Consider the following 14074-nt stretch of genomic DNA (forward strand, 5'->3'; position numbering starts at 1 on the left):
GCGGCGAGGTTCGCGCGCTCCTCTGCGGAGAAACGATTCTGGTTTGCCATTCTTGAGGGCCTTCTAGTTGAAATCGGAGGTTGTTTGGGCCGCCGCGGGCAGAGAGTTCGAATCCGGCGCGCGTGCCTTCATGCCCGCGACCAGGACGTCCTTGAGGCCCGCACTGCTCTCGCGATGCGCCTCCAGTTCGCCCCGCTCGAAGTCGTTCCAGCGCGGGCGAAGGAAGGCTGCGATAGCCTGCGCATCGAAGCCCGACTCGCCGGCGGATTGCATTGCAGCAAACGCTGCAGGATCCCCGCGCACCTGGTCACGGATGTGGACGAGAAAGCTGGCCGTGTTGTGGGTCGGCGCGTCACCGAGACGCCACGCGATCAGCCCCTCGATCTGTTGTCCGGTGATCCGCTTCTGCGCCATCAGCGCCAGTAGGGCGAATCCATCCGCGAACCGCTCCGCGCTCAGCATGTTCGACCGACCGGCGAGCAGGTTGTTGACGAACAACTCCGCTTCCTTCCCGCTCGCGATCGTCGCCTCCAGCTGGGCGCCGAGCATGCCGGAGGCGATCCGCTGGGGTTGAACGCGTCCGTGCTTCATCACGTCGTAAGCGGCGGCCAGAACTTCGGCCTGCTGCGCACAGTGGGCGCTCTCGTGGATCACAGTGAAATCGAGAGCGGCCTCGGTGCTCATGCCCGTTGCGCGAGCGAGCGATCCGATCGACGGGGCGTGCTGGTCACTGATTAGGAAGGCGCAGCCTGTTCGCCCGCTTTCCTTTGCGACATAGCTCCATGACATGGGCGACTGCGTCTTCGGCAGGTCGGCCTCGAGGTTGTTCTGCAGGCGGATGGACCCGCCCAGCGCCGGCTCCAAGACAGACTTGCCGAATACGAACTGGACGACCTTCTCATGGATCTCGTCCTCGTTCATTCCGGCGCGAAACGGCAGCGGATACACCGTGGGCTTCACGCTCACCGCGGTGGACGCTACCTCTTGCGCGGCGGCGCGGCGCATGAGCGCGGTGACACCTGCCTCGGTGTTTGGCACCACTGCCTTCTTCGTGAAGAAGGATGCGGGCGGCGCGTCGATGTGCGAGAGGTATGAAGGCGCCGTGTCGGCACGCGCAGAGCCGAAGCTCATGCACACGGTAGCCATCACGGCCGCGAGAACGCCCGCCCGCCAGGCACGATCGGAGCCGTGGATCTCCACGCACTCAGGTGCATCGAGCATGCCCTGGAGGGCACTCCGCTCCCTGGCGCTCAGACTCTTTGACGACAACACACGCATGCTTCAATGATCGAGGCAGATCTTTATTTCTGCGCAAATGTTTTCGCGCGAACGTATAGGAAGTGGGGCCTCCGACACATATAGTGTTGCGCCACCGAGAGTGGTCGCTCGCCGCCGCCGTATACGATCGAGCTACAGAATCAATCACTAGTGAGGCAGTCGCCATGTTGAGATCACTCGTTCTTGGTGTTCGCAAGGGAATGAAGGGCAATGAGGTCCTCCGCATCCTGGTGAGGCAGTACAGCCTTGATGCCTCACCCACAGGTGTTGCTCGTTTTGTTGACAGCTACGCCGACCTCTTCAGCGCCCCTGACATCGCGGTGCTCTACCTCGAGGAACAAGTTCGCGAGATGGATGCGAACGATTCCGACCACGTCGTTCGAGCAAGGAGGTACTTGCACCGAGCGGAGGAGGCGCAGCAACGCGGCGAATTGACCTCGCAGACGTCGATTGACCAGCTGCGGCTCGCGACGTCCAAGCTGCTTGGATTGGAAAACAAAGTTCCCCCATCTGGCGATATCAGCCTCGCGGTCGAAGATCCCGACACCGCGCGTCGCGAAGCCCAGGGGGCGACGAGGCGCGCGATTGAAGACCGCACCGCGCGAGCGCGCGCGCTGACACCGCAGGAGAGAGCCGCTCGCGCCGCAAAGCTGAAGGGGGTCCTCGAGGAACTCGAGTCGGACGACCCGGAAGTGAAGGCGCGGTTGGCTGAGCGCTTGAAGGACTCCGAGACCAGCGGTCGAATCAAGATCACGTTCGCACCCGACTGAACTCGCCAAAATGCGAGCTAGCGCCGGTCAAACCGATCAGCGCGTGATCGGCACGGGCACCATGTCGTTGATGGTGATCCTGCCTTTTACGATGTCGCCGGGCCCGTCAAACAGTGCCACGACCACCGAGTTGACCCACTTGGTGCGGAACTTCGGTGCAACGAATAGCATGGTTCGCGCCGGCGGATGCTGGAAGGTCAGCTCGAGGGCCGAAGCCAGCCAGCGAGCGCCGACCGGAGGCTGCATTCCCGGCTCGGACTTGATGATCAAGCAGGCGGCGTCGCCGCGCTCCATCGTTGCGAAGTCCGTAATGACAAGGTTGTCCTTCGCGCGCGGCTTGTGCGACGGATCGGGAAACCACGAGGCTTGCGGGCTGTTCATTTCTTCTGTGCTTCCTGGGATCAGCGGTTGACAGCGCGCTTGTTGGCGGCGACGAGCTGCGGCATCATTTCAGAGCGGATGGCGGCCTGGGCCGTGTTCGAGTCGATGACAGAGGCGACGATCTGGCGGTCCAGTGCGATGCTCTGGAGCCACGCGTTCATGGCCTGCATCCGCACGTTCTCGCGCGCCAGGTCCGTGTCGGACATAGCGAGCAGACGGAGCTGCCAGTCAGGGTTCATATAGCGGCGCTGCGTTTCGAGGGCGATCAGCTCGGCCATCGAAATGCCCTTGCTAGACCAATCCGGCGCATTGGTCTGAAGATAGCTCTGGACGAACGGAGCATCTTCCGACTTGAGCATCTGCTGCAGCATCGGAATCAGCTCGGCCTTGGCGGCGATCAGGTTCGCTTGCGCTTCCTGCGGGTACTTGGCGACGCTCATCCGCGCTGCGAAGACATCCTCCAACGCCATGAACTGGCGGCCGGCGTCGGAATTCCGTTGGGCCTTGGATAGGTCCTGCAGCTGCACTGGCTGATCGAGATTGCGCATCAGAGCGCGCACCGCGGTGCCGTCGCTTCCCGCCAGGTCGACCGTCAGGCGGCGCTTTACGACGTTGCCGTCGGGGTTCGTCTGTGGACCGTCGAACAGGGTCGACGCCCGAATGTCGGCGTTCGGGTAGCCCGAGCTGTTTGAGGCCGAGAAGCCGGAATCGGCGCAAGCCTGTCCACGAAGGTTCCCGCTCGCGAAGGTAGAGCACGCTGCTTTCGCCGATTTTGCTGCCTCGACTTCGGGCAGCCCAGCTGGCGCCCGCTTCTCCGCGACGTTCAACACCGCCTCCATGCCTCCCGAGCCGCCGGGCGCGGGCTTTGGCGCTCCGCCGCCGCCTCCTCCCGTTGCGGTTACCCCGCCACGACTGGCCGACGACGTGCCAATAGTGCTCACGAGCACATTGCAAGGGTCGATGCCGCTGAAGCGCTCTTCGTTGCGGATCGCGGCCTGTTCCGACGCGGTGCGCTGAGCCGATTCCCCGATGGTCTTCGCGGCGCCGCTTGAGGCCTTCGAGGTAGTCTCTGCTGCTCCCGAGATCGCGTTGGCCAGACCCTTCTTCAGGTCATCCAGGTTCCTCGTCAACGTCTCCGTCTGGTCCGAGGTCGAATCCCTAATCGTCTGGGTGATCGTCTGCGTTGCCTGCTGAACCTGCATCGCAAGAGCGAAGTCTGTGACCGGGATCTGTGCGTGGGCGGCGCCTGCAAAGGAAAACAGCGCCAGCACGAAGGCCAAACGCAGGCAGAGTTGATTGAGCATCTTCATGTTGCGATTCCGAAATTCAGCACTTGCCGCTGATCGAGCAGGAGACCCGGTCCCACATTGAACTGGTACCCGTGCTTGCGCCCTGGTTCACGCCAGAAGTGATGTTGTTCGCCACCGTGGTGGTCGCACCGCTGACAACACTCGAACCGATGTTGCCGAGGGCACCGCCACCGAGCGCGTTGTTCACTCCGCCATTCGCGCCGGTGATGCCCTGATAGATCCCGGAGTTGACCTGGTTGGTGACCTGGTTGGTAGCCTGATTCAGCGCTGAGCAAGCGGCGCTCGAGAGCTGGTTGGCCATTTGGTTGACCACTTGATCCAGGATGGAGCTCGAACTGCTGTTCGCCATCGAGGGAATGATCCGGGCGATGGTGCTGGTGAGCGTTCCCTGGCAGTTTGCCGCCTGGTTGATCGCGTTCGAAAGATTGGTGTTGGCCCGGTTCTGGCGCTGGATCGCGCGGTCGAGTGCGGCCTGACTTGCGGAGGTCGCCTGCCCGCAGTAGTCGGGCGCGGCCTGGGCGATGCTGAGGTTACCGAGCGCGAGGCATAGAACCAGGATCAGGTTCCTGGCTTTCGGAAACGCCTTCGATCCGTTCCGAGGGCTTGCGATTGACGAATTGCTGCGCATAGTTTTCGACTTCTTGGAAAAGGCTCAGCGCCTGGCGCTGCGCGAAGGTAAGGCGGTCCTCGCCGCTGGGTGCGAGAGCCTGCGATTGGAGGACTGCGACGATCAGGTCGGTGCACCGGCCCAGGCTGCCTTGCAACCAGGCGGTGCGCAGATCGAGCTTCAGGCCGGCGTGGTTTTCGGCCCCTTGCAGGTGGTCGACGACCTCCGCGACACATTGGGCGGCGCGAACCGGGGGCACACCGAGGACGCTCAGGCGGCCGATGGCGGCGGTGATGGAAACGTACAGACGCGCCTGGGCGGTCTCGACCGTATCCGCAACCGCGTACCCGTCAAAACCAACCCGACCCGAGATCGCTTCGGCTTCCTGGGCGATCGAGCCGAGTTGCAGCGCCAGCGACTCGTTGAAGCCCTTGATCTTGTCTGCACTCATCCCGCCTTCCCAGGCCATGCAGAGCGTGTTTGCTGCGGCGTCGGTCGCCTGCGCGCGAAGCCAGTCGGGAATCGGTCCGTTCAGCACACAGCGCTGTGCGAGCGCGGTGCCCAGTTCGAGCGCCTGGCGGTGCAGGTCGCGCAGCGTTTCGCTGCGCACGTGCTCCTCGGCCATGATCCCGGGCCGCGCAGCGACAGCGCCAAGCAAGCGCGTCAGGAGTTTGACCGTTGAGATGTGAACCTTGGTGGCATCGGCAACACGCTGCGACGCGACCGCGCCGGAGAAGCCGCCCGCCGGCGGCGATTTGCTGGCCGGAGACGCTGGCGTGGGTGCCGGAGCGGGCGGTTGTGCAGGAGCTCGGCTAAAGCCAGCCGCGCGTGCTGGTGCAGCTGCCGCGGCGGGTGCAGCAATGGGAGCAGGAGCCGCCGCTGGGACAAACGCCGGCTTCGAGTCCGACGCGCCTCCAGCTTGCGATTGTGCCGGACGAGCGAAGCCAACCGGCCGTGGTACCGAGACAGGAGCAGGGGCAGCGGCTGGGGCGGGGGTAGCCGCCTGTTCGGTGTCGCCGGCGGGAAGCTGCGCCGCGCTCGACGGAACGCGGGTGCCATCGACTTGCGCCTCCGGCTCGCTCGATGCCGTGCCCGAACCCTTCGTGTGCAGTCGGCCCGTCTTGAGCTGGTGCTTGAGGAACCTGTTGGCGCCGAAGCCGAGAGGCGCGTTCGCAGTCGTGGAAGCGCCGTCGGCGCCGTTTCCTGTGGAAGTGGTCATTCGGCCATTGCGGTCTGGGGTTGATGTGCCTCGACGCGCGCGGCGAGCGCCGCGGTGTAGGACTCAAGGGACTGGCGCTCTTGCTCGTACCCGTCTTCCTTGAAGCGCTTGAAAACGGCCATCAGATCGACGAGCTTCTCCTCGTTCCAGCCGAAGACCCGATCGGCCGCTTGCTGAAAAAGGAGGCCCCGCAGAACCCCGACGGCGTCGCCGAGCGGGCGCACCGTCACGTTGAACTCGAATCCCTCCTCGGCCGGAAACAACTGCGCGCCGACCAGCTCCATGTCGAAGTCGCTCTCGATGCCTACGCTCAGTGCGCGCGCGATGCGAATCGCTTCCGCGACGACCGCCGGCATGAACGAGAAGTCCAGGGATCCGAACACTTCGGTCACCCCATACGGAATTCCGGCCGCAGTGAACGAAACGCCGTTCTGGACGGCCAGATTTGTGAGGAGTCGCTCGACGGAGATCATGGAACGGCGGTATCAGAAGGCCATCGGGCGGACCGACTCTTCCTCGGGCTCGAAGTCGAGGTCGCCCTGGATCATGTGCAGGAGGCTCATGGCCAGCCGACCGGTGGTGATCGGCTCATCGCCGCGGGCAATCTCCGCCTCGGTCTGCGGCAGCGCCACGTCGTTGTCGACGATGACGGAGTTCTGATTGCGGATGCGCTCGAGCGCGCCTTCGGGATCCACGAGGATCGCCTGCTGGACGGAACGCCAGTCCATGTCGGGGGCGCAGATGTTGCAGCATTCCTCGAAGGACAGCACGCCTCCGTTGCTCGCAACCCACTCGCGGCTCACCCGAAGCTCCTCGACGGTGACGTTCCTGCTCAGATTGCGCTCGGCAGTGCCCACCTTCTTCAGCAGGACCATGTCCTCGATGCTCGAGCGGATCAGACTGGCAGCGAGCTTGCGCTCACCTTCAGTCGCAAAGTGGTAAAGCTCGACATCGTCGAGCACGACTGGTTTGTCCCAACCTTCAGACGGCTTGGTCATGGAGAGCTCCGGCCTATGGCTTCGTAGGGGGAAATGGGAAGCGCAGGCGTGGAACCTGCGGCAGGACGAGGCGAGCATGGGGATCGCGCTTCAGTTCGCGCATCAGGCGCGAGTAGGTCTGATCGAACACCGCGCCATCGATCTGACTTTCGCGGCAAACGGCCGCCTTCGGCGCGCCCCGGACGATGCTCAGGTGAAACATCGTCCGCAGGTCGTCCGGCAACGACTCGATGCGTGCCATCACGCGAGCGAGACGACTCGCCGACCCTTGGCTCACAACGGCCGCATTCATCGCCTCAGCCTCGCGGAGCGTTGCCGCTGTCGGTGTCGTGCGGCGCCTCGGGCACTTGCCGCAACGCGGGCACATTGGCACGCCATTCAGCGCCGGCGGCGAGGAGATCGGTGCGCGCTGGTGCGCCGCCCGCCGCGTACGCGGACAGGACGCTCTTCACGCGCTCGACGGTGACGCCAACGCCATCCGAAATGCGATCGAGGAGGGTGTTGAGCTGGGTGGCCCGCTCCGGCGACGGCGCGATGCCGTTCATCGTCATCGCCACGCCTCCCAAAAGTGCTGTCATTTGATGTGCCCTTGCTTGATGTGAGAGATTCAGGTTCATAAGTTGTTCTCCATTTACATTGTGTCGTGATTCTTTCACGGACAAATGAATTTTCGTCGTGGTCATTTCCCTGAGGGAACTGTCGGCAAAACGCCACGCGAGGAAAACGCTTCGGAGAGCAACCTTTTCACCATTTCGGAGATCTTTTGTTTTAGAAGTTCTGGATTCGCTCGGCCCTCGGCAATGTCCGCGAGCGCGAGCTCCCAGAGAGCCGTCATCGAGACGCTCTTGAGTGACTCCGGCAACTGGCTCAGAAGGTACGAGCCGAATTCGGTGATGTGCAGCTGGTGCTTCTTGCCCTTCTTGACGCGGCGAAGCAGGTCCCGCTCAAGGTGATTTGCGACGATCTTGTCGCGCGTGCGCGAGGTCCCGATGCCTTGGACGCGCTTGAGCATCTCGCGCTCCCGGTCGTTGCGTCCGAACTTATGGGCCGCCATCATGTCGTCCATCAGCTCGTCTTCCGTATACGGGCTGGGCGGGGTCGTGCGCTTCGCTTCGACCTTGGCGCTCACCGCGTACATCACTGCACCGGTCTGGTAGCCGGCGAACTTGTCGGTGGGATCGCTCATCCGCGCATCCTTTGCACTTCACCGCGAACTTCGCCATTGCCAGCCGACCCCTCTTCGGACTCGCCGCTTGTTTCGCCGTCCGCCTCGACTTCCTTCCAGCCCTTGCGGATCTCCTGCTTCTGGCTGGCGCGGAACTCGTCCTGGCCGAACCGACCGACGAGCGAGTGCTGCTTGTAGACATAGTCCGGGTAGAACTGCGCCATGAACCGCTTCGCGATCGTGCGGAAAACGGCCTTCTCATTCATACCGACGCTGTTGCTCGGCAGGCCCATCGGGACGATCGCGAAATGCTCGTCGAGCTTCGCGTCGTTGAACGCCGCGCCCTTGATTTCCATGTGCGCTCCCTGCGCCTGGCCAGGAAACAGCTTGGCGAGCTGCCCCATCACCTTGCGAGCGTCCGCATGCATCGACTCGGGCAGGAACCGGCAGTCGGTTCCGACATACGAGATTGCCTTGCTCTTGTAGAGGTTCTGCGCCGCCTCTGTCACTTCGTCCAAAGTCATGCCGTGCTGGCGAGCGGCCTCGGCCTGCAGCGCCCCGAGGGAGAACGGCAGGGGCGGCTTCTCGCTGTGCTCCTTGGCGGTGGCCTGGACGCAAGTGCCTTTAAGCCCGCCGGTAATTGCGCGGACGATCTGCTTGGCCACCTGTTCGTCGATGATCCGGCCTTCGTGGTCGAAGCCCGGCGTCCCGGCGGCTTCCTCGCGCCTGTGCCAGCGCATGACGGTGCCGTCGCGCAGGGTGATCACGGGGATGAAGTAGTCGGTGGGCTTGAAGTTGGCGATCGCCAGGCGGCGGTTTTCAACCATGGCGAGGACCGGCGTCTGCACGCGGCCCACGCCAACGTTCGACTTCTGCAGGATCGCCTGATAGGCCATCGAGGGGTTCAAGCCCCACACCCAGTCCAGGTACTGGCGAACGCGCGCCGCCTCGCCGCGCAAAGCCCACTTCGGCGCTCCGTTGCGGTCGAAAGGCTTCTTGAGCGTCTCAGCGATGTCCTCTGCACGGTTGGAGACCAGTTCCACCCGAAGGACGTTTGGGCCGGCCGGGTCGATCCCGAAATGCTCGAGCAGCTCGTCCACGATCAGCTGGCCTTCGCGGTCGGTGTCCCCCGCGTTCATGACCTTCACGCCGCGGCGCAGGAACTTCTTCGCAACCAGATACGGGCCGAAAGGCTTGCCGGCGCCGGCGCTCTTCCCCTTCCCGCCCTTCCTCTCATCGGTGCGCGGATGGGTGATGAGCTTCGGCGGCAGGACCGGCAGAAAGTCCTTGTACCGCCCGAAAACGCGCTCTTCCTCGAGTTTCGCCATCTCGGGCGACAGGTACTCAGAGACGCGAGCCGTCGACAGCAAGTGCCCCGCAAGCGGCAACACGATGTGCCCGTTGTCCATCACGAAATAGCCGTCGCGCCCAGCTGCACTCTCGTTCGTGCATTTGACGCCGTAGGCGAGCTTCATGCCCGCGACCAGATCCCAGGCTGCCGAGGGCTTCTCTGCTATCCATACGACCTGTTCCAGACCCATTGTTCGCTGCTGCGTCTATTCGACTTGTTACGTTTGTCCTAATAGTACCGCACGGACGAATATTCATGGATGGTTTGATCGTGATCAGTGTTGGTTTCACGTCGACAGCCTAGCGGGGACGGCGCCCCTCAGCCATGAACGGAGGCGCTGAAGGCGCCCGGTGTGCTGGCGACCCACCCTTGGACCCCCACCCGTGCGCAATGAGCTACATGAGGCTCACATTGATCTCGAACTCGAAGCTGTTGTGCTCCGCGTCATAGGGGCACCGCATCACATGCGTTGTCTTTGCTGGGTCATAGACGTAGCCCCAAGGGAACTGTTCGGCGCGACGAAATCCCTCGAAGTCGCAAGGCGTGCGGGCAACGATGACCGTGCTTCGCGTGACCTGAATCGAGCCAGTGCATTTCTCGGGCGAGCCACTCGACTGCTCGAGTTTGATTGGCCCACCATTCGCAAACAGATAGCGGCCGCATCGCCCGTCCGTGTTCATGGAGATGTAGGATTGCGAGTCCCGTACCACGTCCAACTTCGTGGCGGCCGCCGTGGCCGGCATCTCCTCGAAGAGTTCGACCACAAGAGCCTTGTTATTCCGCTTGACGATGTCCAGGGAGGTCAATGGTTCACTGACAAACTGACCGTCGGAGGTGATCTTGAAACTGATAACCCCTTCCTCAGCATGCAGAAACATTCGATTCCCGATCTGCATCACCGGCTCTGAATCTGCCGTTTCATTCTCGCGGCTGCTACCGATCGGCCGGAAGTCGCCAAAGGAGTGAAGCACGCCGTTTGCATATCCGAACACAGAATAGCCGGGGAAATCGGTGCCATAGATTCGGCCCAGTAAGAAGGAGCCACGGCTCTCGAATGTCATTGGATAGCCCGTTCCTTGATCCCACCCTTCTGTACTCTCGCGCGCTAGCGTTCTTAACATGGTGTATGTTGGCCAAACGCCTTTCCAATCGCCGAGTTTCAAGATCACATAGACCGTATCCGACGATTGCTCTTCGGAACATGTGTCATTCGGCTCCTTTGGTAGCAGCTCCAAGATGAGATCCGAAGCGTCACCATCGCCATCGAGGTCGTGAGTGCTGCTCCGAACGCTGCACATTCCTGAGTATGCGAGGTCCTGCTCAACGATCCGCCTAATCAGAAGTGGCCGCAGCGTCCCCCCAAGAAGGAATGTCTTTGACAGGTAAGCGACTGCCTGCGGGACCTTCTTTGTGAAGAACTCGTTGCCATTCACGGCGAAAGAAACCGCGGCCGAGAGGACAGCGAAGGAAGCGAGCCATCCCGCTAGTCGCGCCCCTGTGGCCAAAACTAGGCGCCTTCGCTCCGGAAATCGTTTAGCCAGATGTTTGGCGAATGCAAGGGCTTTCTTGGGGTCCAGCATGTGCGGTCCTCCAAACTAGACCGCCCGATTCTCGTCGGAAGGATCGCTCAGGACACTAGGCCGAATAGCGTAGTTCTAACGCGCCTCGGAGCACCTACCTTGGGAACTGCCGCCGAGGGCCAGCTACACCTGGATTGCTGCTGTGGTCCCCAGAACCCAAAGAGCCGCGCAACTATTGGATGCAGGTGCTTGCCGGTGTATGCGAGAGCGCGAGGTCTCTTCAAGGGTTGGCCGCAACCAGCGCGGCCAGGTTCTTCTGCTGGTTGGCCAACATGCGGCTCACCGTGCTGCTCGGATGCTTGACCTCGTACAAGTTCATGGAAACGGGCAGTTGTTTGATGACCGTTATTCCAGTCACACCCAGCAAGACACGTTTAGAGCCGTTTAGAGCACGTTTAGAGCCGTCTTCCGCCGGGGTATTCGCGAGCAGGCCGATATAGATGGCGGCATCGTCAGTGCCGAGCACCCCCAGGTTCTGGTTAAGCGAGGTCGAGGCGTCTGTCGCAGCACGCAACTTCGCATCGTCGCCCAAGTGTTCGCCGCTGCGACAAATGCCTGGCGTGAGGTGAATACTTTCTGGCCGCATCCCTCGGGTTCGAGTCGTTCAGCTCGCAGAAACCCTCAGGAGGCGTCGCCGTGATCGCGGCCCCGTTGACCATCACCGTGCCAGCGTGGGCGCCGACAGAGGCAGGAAGAGCCACAAGAGCGATAGTGCGAATGGTGCGTGGGGTGTTCATGGGCGTCTCGTCCAAAAGGGGCGCTCGTTACTGTGGCGGGGCGACTTGCGGGGTGGCCTTGATGACAATGCGCCGCTTGCTCGTGATGATCTCGCCAATGCCAGGATCGACGCTGATGAGCTTTTCACCGCTCGGAAAGCTGTCGCCTACCGCGACACGGCGGCCGCTCTTGAACGTCACGCTTCCTGCCTGCACTTCCGCCAGGCCGGCCTCGTCCTTGGTGACGCGCTCAGTAGGAGCGTTCGTCCCTGCGGCAGGCACCGGAGCGGCAAGCTGCACCAGAGGCTCTCGGCGCACCGGAGCTTCGATCACGGGCTTTGCACGCGCAGCGGCAGCGCGCGCCTCAGCCTGCTCACGTTCGCGATCCTTCTTCAGCTGCGCCTCCTGGGCCGCCTTGGCAAGCTTCTGCTCGCGATCGAGCTTGGCCTGGCGCTCGGCTTTGGCCCTGCGCTCAGCGTCTTCTGCAGCCTGTGCTGCCTTCCGAGCGTCTGCGGTCTTCCGCTCTGCGTCACTTGGACCACGGGGAGGAGCACCTGGTGGCTGCGCTGCCGCCGCTGGCACCGCTGGCGTCGCAATGGGCGCAGTCTGCGGCGCGGCGAGCGCTGCTTCGGGCGCCGGCGCAGTGACCTTCGCCGCCACCTGTGCCGAGGTCACCTGCTGCGCGAAAACTGGAGCTGGGTCCGGCATCCTTTGCTGGGGCGCAGGGGCGGGTAGCGCGGAGGTCGGTAGTAGGGCGCTTGCGCGCGGCTGCTCCTCCAGGGATACCAGTGTCTCGGCGTCCGCGCCGGGCTCCACGTGCCTTATCAAGTTCTCGACCTGCTCCAATCGCGCCGCATCGTTCCTGGCGGCCTGAAGTTGGCTCCAGAGCGGGACTCCGGCAGCAAACACGCCCGTCGCCGTCCCCAGAAGGAATGCGGAGGCGAGCCAGGCCCAGGCAGTGAACCGCACTCGGTTGATGACGCTCATCGCCATTTCAGCCTGCTCCCGTGCCCAACATCGACTTGATGACGCTCGAATTCATCTTGGCCCCGAGCGGAATGTTGAAGAGCGGCGCACGTACCACCGCGTGGATGTCCGCGCCCTCGCCGATCTGCAAATCTTCGCTCGCAATGAGCAACGCACTGTCCTTGGCCGCCTTGGCGGGATCGCCCACCTTCCCCGCCACCTTGATTCGCTCAGCCGTCAAACGCCCTGAGAACTCTGCGCCTGGCGCGATGATGGCTGTCCCCTTCTTGCAGTCGAGCGTGCCGCGGAAGGTCCCGTAGATGACCACTCCGCAGTTGAGCTCGAGCGTGCCCTGAAACACGGCCTTCGGGGGAATCACCATCCCAATTCCGTGCTCCTCGATGGAGACGCGTAGGGTGGAGACCGCCGCTTCCGCATCGGGGTGAGCAGAAGCATGTGCGCTAAGGGAAGAACTGTTCATGGCGGTGGAGTGGGTCAGTTGGCGTCTTCGCGCACGAGCACGCTTGCCGTCGGTGTCCGGTAGATCCGGCGCACGGGATCTGTTTGAAGGAGCGGCTCACCGTTGGGCAAGGGCCTGCCGAGCTGGACGCGTAACGGGCGCGCGGCGGCGCCCTCCAGTGCGACGGTCACGCCCTCGGCGTCGACTCGGATCACCTTCCAGGCAGGCAGCGTGGATGTCCTGCGTTGCTCGGTGGCTGAAGAGGTGAGGTAAATCTGAAAAAGCGAACCGAGTGCGAATGCGGCGACCGTGCTGGCGGCTGCGAGCACCACCACCGTTCGCATGCGAATGCGCGATGCCACCGAGTTCGCGTTCAGGGCGGCGGCATCCGGGGAGTCGGGCCCGAAGGTTATCCAGGGTACGCCCTTTGCCGTAATCACAGGCCCCGCGAAGCCGGGCAGTTCGATTACATCCGAACGGAGCAGTGCGCGCGTCCAGTCCGCAGAGGTCACGGCCTGGCCGCGCGATGGAGAGCGCGCACCGTTGCTACGCGCGACGGCAGATGCGGAGGACCGCCCCTCAGGAGATTCCGTCTTCAATGCATTTCCCCAAGATCTGCGCACAACTCGGAGCGACGCGCCTACTCCGTTTTTTGCGTTTGTGCTGTACTACTTATGCGGGTAATAATATCACTCACCACTCCAATCCAGCAACCCGCGAGGCGTTGTTACTTCACACATGAGTTCAAGGAAGAAACGAGCGCGAGCGAGCCGACTCTTAAACGACCAGACCGAGCTCGCCGCCCTCCTCGAGCGGCCACATCCCGATCTGGCCGCGCCCACGGCGGTCACGTTCACTCTCGACGACGTGTCGGCCGCCGTGCGCTACTGGGGCGATGATCCGGACGACAGAAATGGCGCCAAGGTAAGCGGAGGGTTCGGTCCCAACGCGTGCTTGGCCATCGAGGTTCTCGCCGTCATGACGCTCTCACGAGAACAGACGGTCGCCTGCCCGGTTGACTCCAAGCTGGCGAAGGTCGTCGACGGTGCGCTCCGCGCGAACCCGAGCAGGCCGCACGCTCCACGCGAACCTGCGACAAATGCGATCCCCTGACCCTTACGTCCACCTCGAGGCCCCGGCCGCGCCGGCTCTTGCGGACTCTGTCAGCCGACGCGCGGTGCTTCGTGGGCTGGGCGGTCTCGGCCTCGGCTCGATCCTGCTCCTGCAGGAGCCCGGCGTCGCGTTCGCCCAATCGAGTGCCGCTTCCGCGGGA

At 63.1% G+C, this 14074-nt stretch carries 18 protein-coding genes; 2 read left to right on the top strand and 16 right to left on the bottom strand.

Annotated features, from left to right (window positions below; genetic code table 11):
- Positions 1–63: 63 nt before the first annotated feature.
- Positions 64–1200, bottom strand: coding sequence for a hypothetical protein (locus tag ACSQ89_RS41825; protein ID WP_436298015.1), 1137 nt, complete (start codon positions 1198–1200; stop codon positions 64–66).
- Positions 1201–1442: 242 nt separating this feature from the next.
- On the opposite strand from ACSQ89_RS41825, the gene ACSQ89_RS41830 reads away from it, so the two are divergent.
- Positions 1443–2048: a hypothetical protein gene (locus ACSQ89_RS41830; protein ID WP_436298016.1), complete on the top strand. Its 606-nt coding sequence runs from the start codon at positions 1443–1445 to the stop codon at positions 2046–2048.
- Between the two features lie 36 nt (positions 2049–2084).
- Here ACSQ89_RS41830 and ACSQ89_RS41835 read toward each other — a convergent pair whose 3' ends face one another.
- From ACSQ89_RS41835 to ACSQ89_RS41905, 15 genes are all read right to left on the bottom strand, one after another.
- Complete coding sequence (locus ACSQ89_RS41835; protein WP_436298017.1) at positions 2085–2429, bottom strand: hypothetical protein; 345 nt, start codon at positions 2427–2429, stop codon at positions 2085–2087.
- 20 nt (positions 2430–2449) lie between these two features.
- Positions 2450–3739, bottom strand: a complete 1290-nt coding sequence (locus tag ACSQ89_RS41840) for a hypothetical protein (protein WP_436298018.1) — start codon at positions 3737–3739, stop codon at positions 2450–2452.
- A gap of 16 nt (positions 3740–3755) precedes the next feature.
- Entirely contained in the window at positions 3756–4367 is a 612-nt protein-coding gene (locus tag ACSQ89_RS41845) for a hypothetical protein (protein WP_436298019.1), read from the bottom strand.
- On the bottom strand, positions 4270–5565 hold the full coding sequence (locus tag ACSQ89_RS41850) for a hypothetical protein (RefSeq protein ID WP_436298020.1): 1296 nt from the start codon (positions 5563–5565) through the stop codon (positions 4270–4272). Before ACSQ89_RS41850 ends, ACSQ89_RS41845 begins: the two co-directional genes overlap by 98 nt.
- Positions 5562–6038 carry a hypothetical protein gene (locus ACSQ89_RS41855; RefSeq protein WP_436298021.1) on the bottom strand — a complete coding sequence of 159 codons (477 nt, stop codon included), beginning with the start codon at positions 6036–6038 and terminating at the stop codon, positions 5562–5564. Before ACSQ89_RS41855 ends, ACSQ89_RS41850 begins: the two co-directional genes overlap by 4 nt.
- Positions 6039–6050: 12 nt before the next feature.
- Positions 6051–6563: a hypothetical protein gene (locus ACSQ89_RS41860; protein ID WP_436298022.1), complete on the bottom strand. Its 513-nt coding sequence runs from the start codon at positions 6561–6563 to the stop codon at positions 6051–6053.
- A 13-nt stretch (positions 6564–6576) separates the two neighbouring features.
- Entirely contained in the window at positions 6577–6804 is a 228-nt protein-coding gene (locus ACSQ89_RS41865; RefSeq protein ID WP_436298023.1) for a hypothetical protein, read from the bottom strand.
- Between the two features lie 55 nt (positions 6805–6859).
- A complete protein-coding gene (locus ACSQ89_RS41870; protein WP_436298024.1) occupies positions 6860–7180 on the bottom strand; it encodes a hypothetical protein in 321 nt (106 codons plus the stop codon).
- A 62-nt stretch (positions 7181–7242) separates the two neighbouring features.
- A complete protein-coding gene (locus ACSQ89_RS41875) occupies positions 7243–7749 on the bottom strand; it encodes a DNA topoisomerase (protein WP_436298025.1) in 507 nt (168 codons plus the stop codon).
- Complete coding sequence (locus ACSQ89_RS41880) at positions 7746–9269, bottom strand: DNA topoisomerase (protein ID WP_436298026.1); 1524 nt, start codon at positions 9267–9269, stop codon at positions 7746–7748. Before ACSQ89_RS41880 ends, ACSQ89_RS41875 begins: the two co-directional genes overlap by 4 nt.
- A gap of 205 nt (positions 9270–9474) precedes the next feature.
- On the bottom strand, positions 9475–10659 hold the full coding sequence (locus ACSQ89_RS41885) for a hypothetical protein (RefSeq protein ID WP_436298027.1): 1185 nt from the start codon (positions 10657–10659) through the stop codon (positions 9475–9477).
- Positions 10660–10879: 220 nt separating this feature from the next.
- Positions 10880–11191: a hypothetical protein gene (locus tag ACSQ89_RS41890; protein ID WP_436298028.1), complete on the bottom strand. Its 312-nt coding sequence runs from the start codon at positions 11189–11191 to the stop codon at positions 10880–10882.
- Between the two features lie 232 nt (positions 11192–11423).
- Positions 11424–12362, bottom strand: a complete 939-nt coding sequence (locus ACSQ89_RS41895) for a hypothetical protein (protein ID WP_436298029.1) — start codon at positions 12360–12362, stop codon at positions 11424–11426.
- Between the two features lie 7 nt (positions 12363–12369).
- A complete protein-coding gene (locus tag ACSQ89_RS41900; protein WP_436298030.1) occupies positions 12370–12822 on the bottom strand; it encodes a bactofilin family protein in 453 nt (150 codons plus the stop codon).
- A 14-nt stretch (positions 12823–12836) separates the two neighbouring features.
- The gene (locus ACSQ89_RS41905) at positions 12837–13313 is read right to left on the bottom strand and encodes a hypothetical protein (RefSeq protein WP_436298031.1); all 477 of its coding nucleotides are present in this window, start codon (positions 13311–13313) and stop codon (positions 12837–12839) included.
- A gap of 226 nt (positions 13314–13539) precedes the next feature.
- On the opposite strand from ACSQ89_RS41905, the gene ACSQ89_RS41910 reads away from it, so the two are divergent.
- Entirely contained in the window at positions 13540–13914 is a 375-nt protein-coding gene (locus ACSQ89_RS41910) for a hypothetical protein (protein WP_436298032.1), read from the top strand.
- The last annotated feature ends 160 nt before the right edge of the window (positions 13915–14074 follow it).

It is taken from the genome of Variovorax sp. LjRoot175 (assembly GCF_964253805.1).
Lineage (GTDB): Bacteria > Pseudomonadota > Gammaproteobacteria > Burkholderiales > Burkholderiaceae_C > Variovorax.

Bases quoted from the DNA above. Each gene is read 5' to 3' on its own strand.
- ACSQ89_RS41880 (WP_436298026.1), bottom strand. From the start codon at position 9,269: ATGGGTCTGGAACAGGTCGTATGGATAGCAGAGAAGCCCTCGGCAGCC.
- ACSQ89_RS41870 (WP_436298024.1), bottom strand. From the start codon at position 7,180: ATGAACCTGAATCTCTCACATCAAGCAAGGGCACATCAAATGACAGCA.
- ACSQ89_RS41875 (WP_436298025.1), bottom strand. From the start codon at position 7,749: ATGAGCGATCCCACCGACAAGTTCGCCGGCTACCAGACCGGTGCAGTG.
- ACSQ89_RS41835 (WP_436298017.1), bottom strand. From the start codon at position 2,429: ATGAACAGCCCGCAAGCCTCGTGGTTTCCCGATCCGTCGCACAAGCCG.
- ACSQ89_RS41850 (WP_436298020.1), bottom strand. From the start codon at position 5,565: ATGACCACTTCCACAGGAAACGGCGCCGACGGCGCTTCCACGACTGCG.
- ACSQ89_RS41860 (WP_436298022.1), bottom strand. From the start codon at position 6,563: ATGACCAAGCCGTCTGAAGGTTGGGACAAACCAGTCGTGCTCGACGAT.
- ACSQ89_RS41865 (WP_436298023.1), bottom strand. From the start codon at position 6,804: ATGGCACGCATCGAGTCGTTGCCGGACGACCTGCGGACGATGTTTCAC.
- ACSQ89_RS41885 (WP_436298027.1), bottom strand. From the start codon at position 10,659: ATGCTGGACCCCAAGAAAGCCCTTGCATTCGCCAAACATCTGGCTAAA.
- ACSQ89_RS41855 (WP_436298021.1), bottom strand. From the start codon at position 6,038: ATGATCTCCGTCGAGCGACTCCTCACAAATCTGGCCGTCCAGAACGGC.
- ACSQ89_RS41840 (WP_436298018.1), bottom strand. From the start codon at position 3,739: ATGAAGATGCTCAATCAACTCTGCCTGCGTTTGGCCTTCGTGCTGGCG.
- ACSQ89_RS41895 (WP_436298029.1), bottom strand. From the start codon at position 12,362: ATGAGCGTCATCAACCGAGTGCGGTTCACTGCCTGGGCCTGGCTCGCC.
- ACSQ89_RS41830 (WP_436298016.1), top strand. From the start codon at position 1,443: ATGTTGAGATCACTCGTTCTTGGTGTTCGCAAGGGAATGAAGGGCAAT.
- ACSQ89_RS41900 (WP_436298030.1), bottom strand. From the start codon at position 12,822: ATGAACAGTTCTTCCCTTAGCGCACATGCTTCTGCTCACCCCGATGCG.
- ACSQ89_RS41910 (WP_436298032.1), top strand. From the start codon at position 13,540: ATGAGTTCAAGGAAGAAACGAGCGCGAGCGAGCCGACTCTTAAACGAC.
- ACSQ89_RS41845 (WP_436298019.1), bottom strand. From the start codon at position 4,367: ATGCGCAGCAATTCGTCAATCGCAAGCCCTCGGAACGGATCGAAGGCG.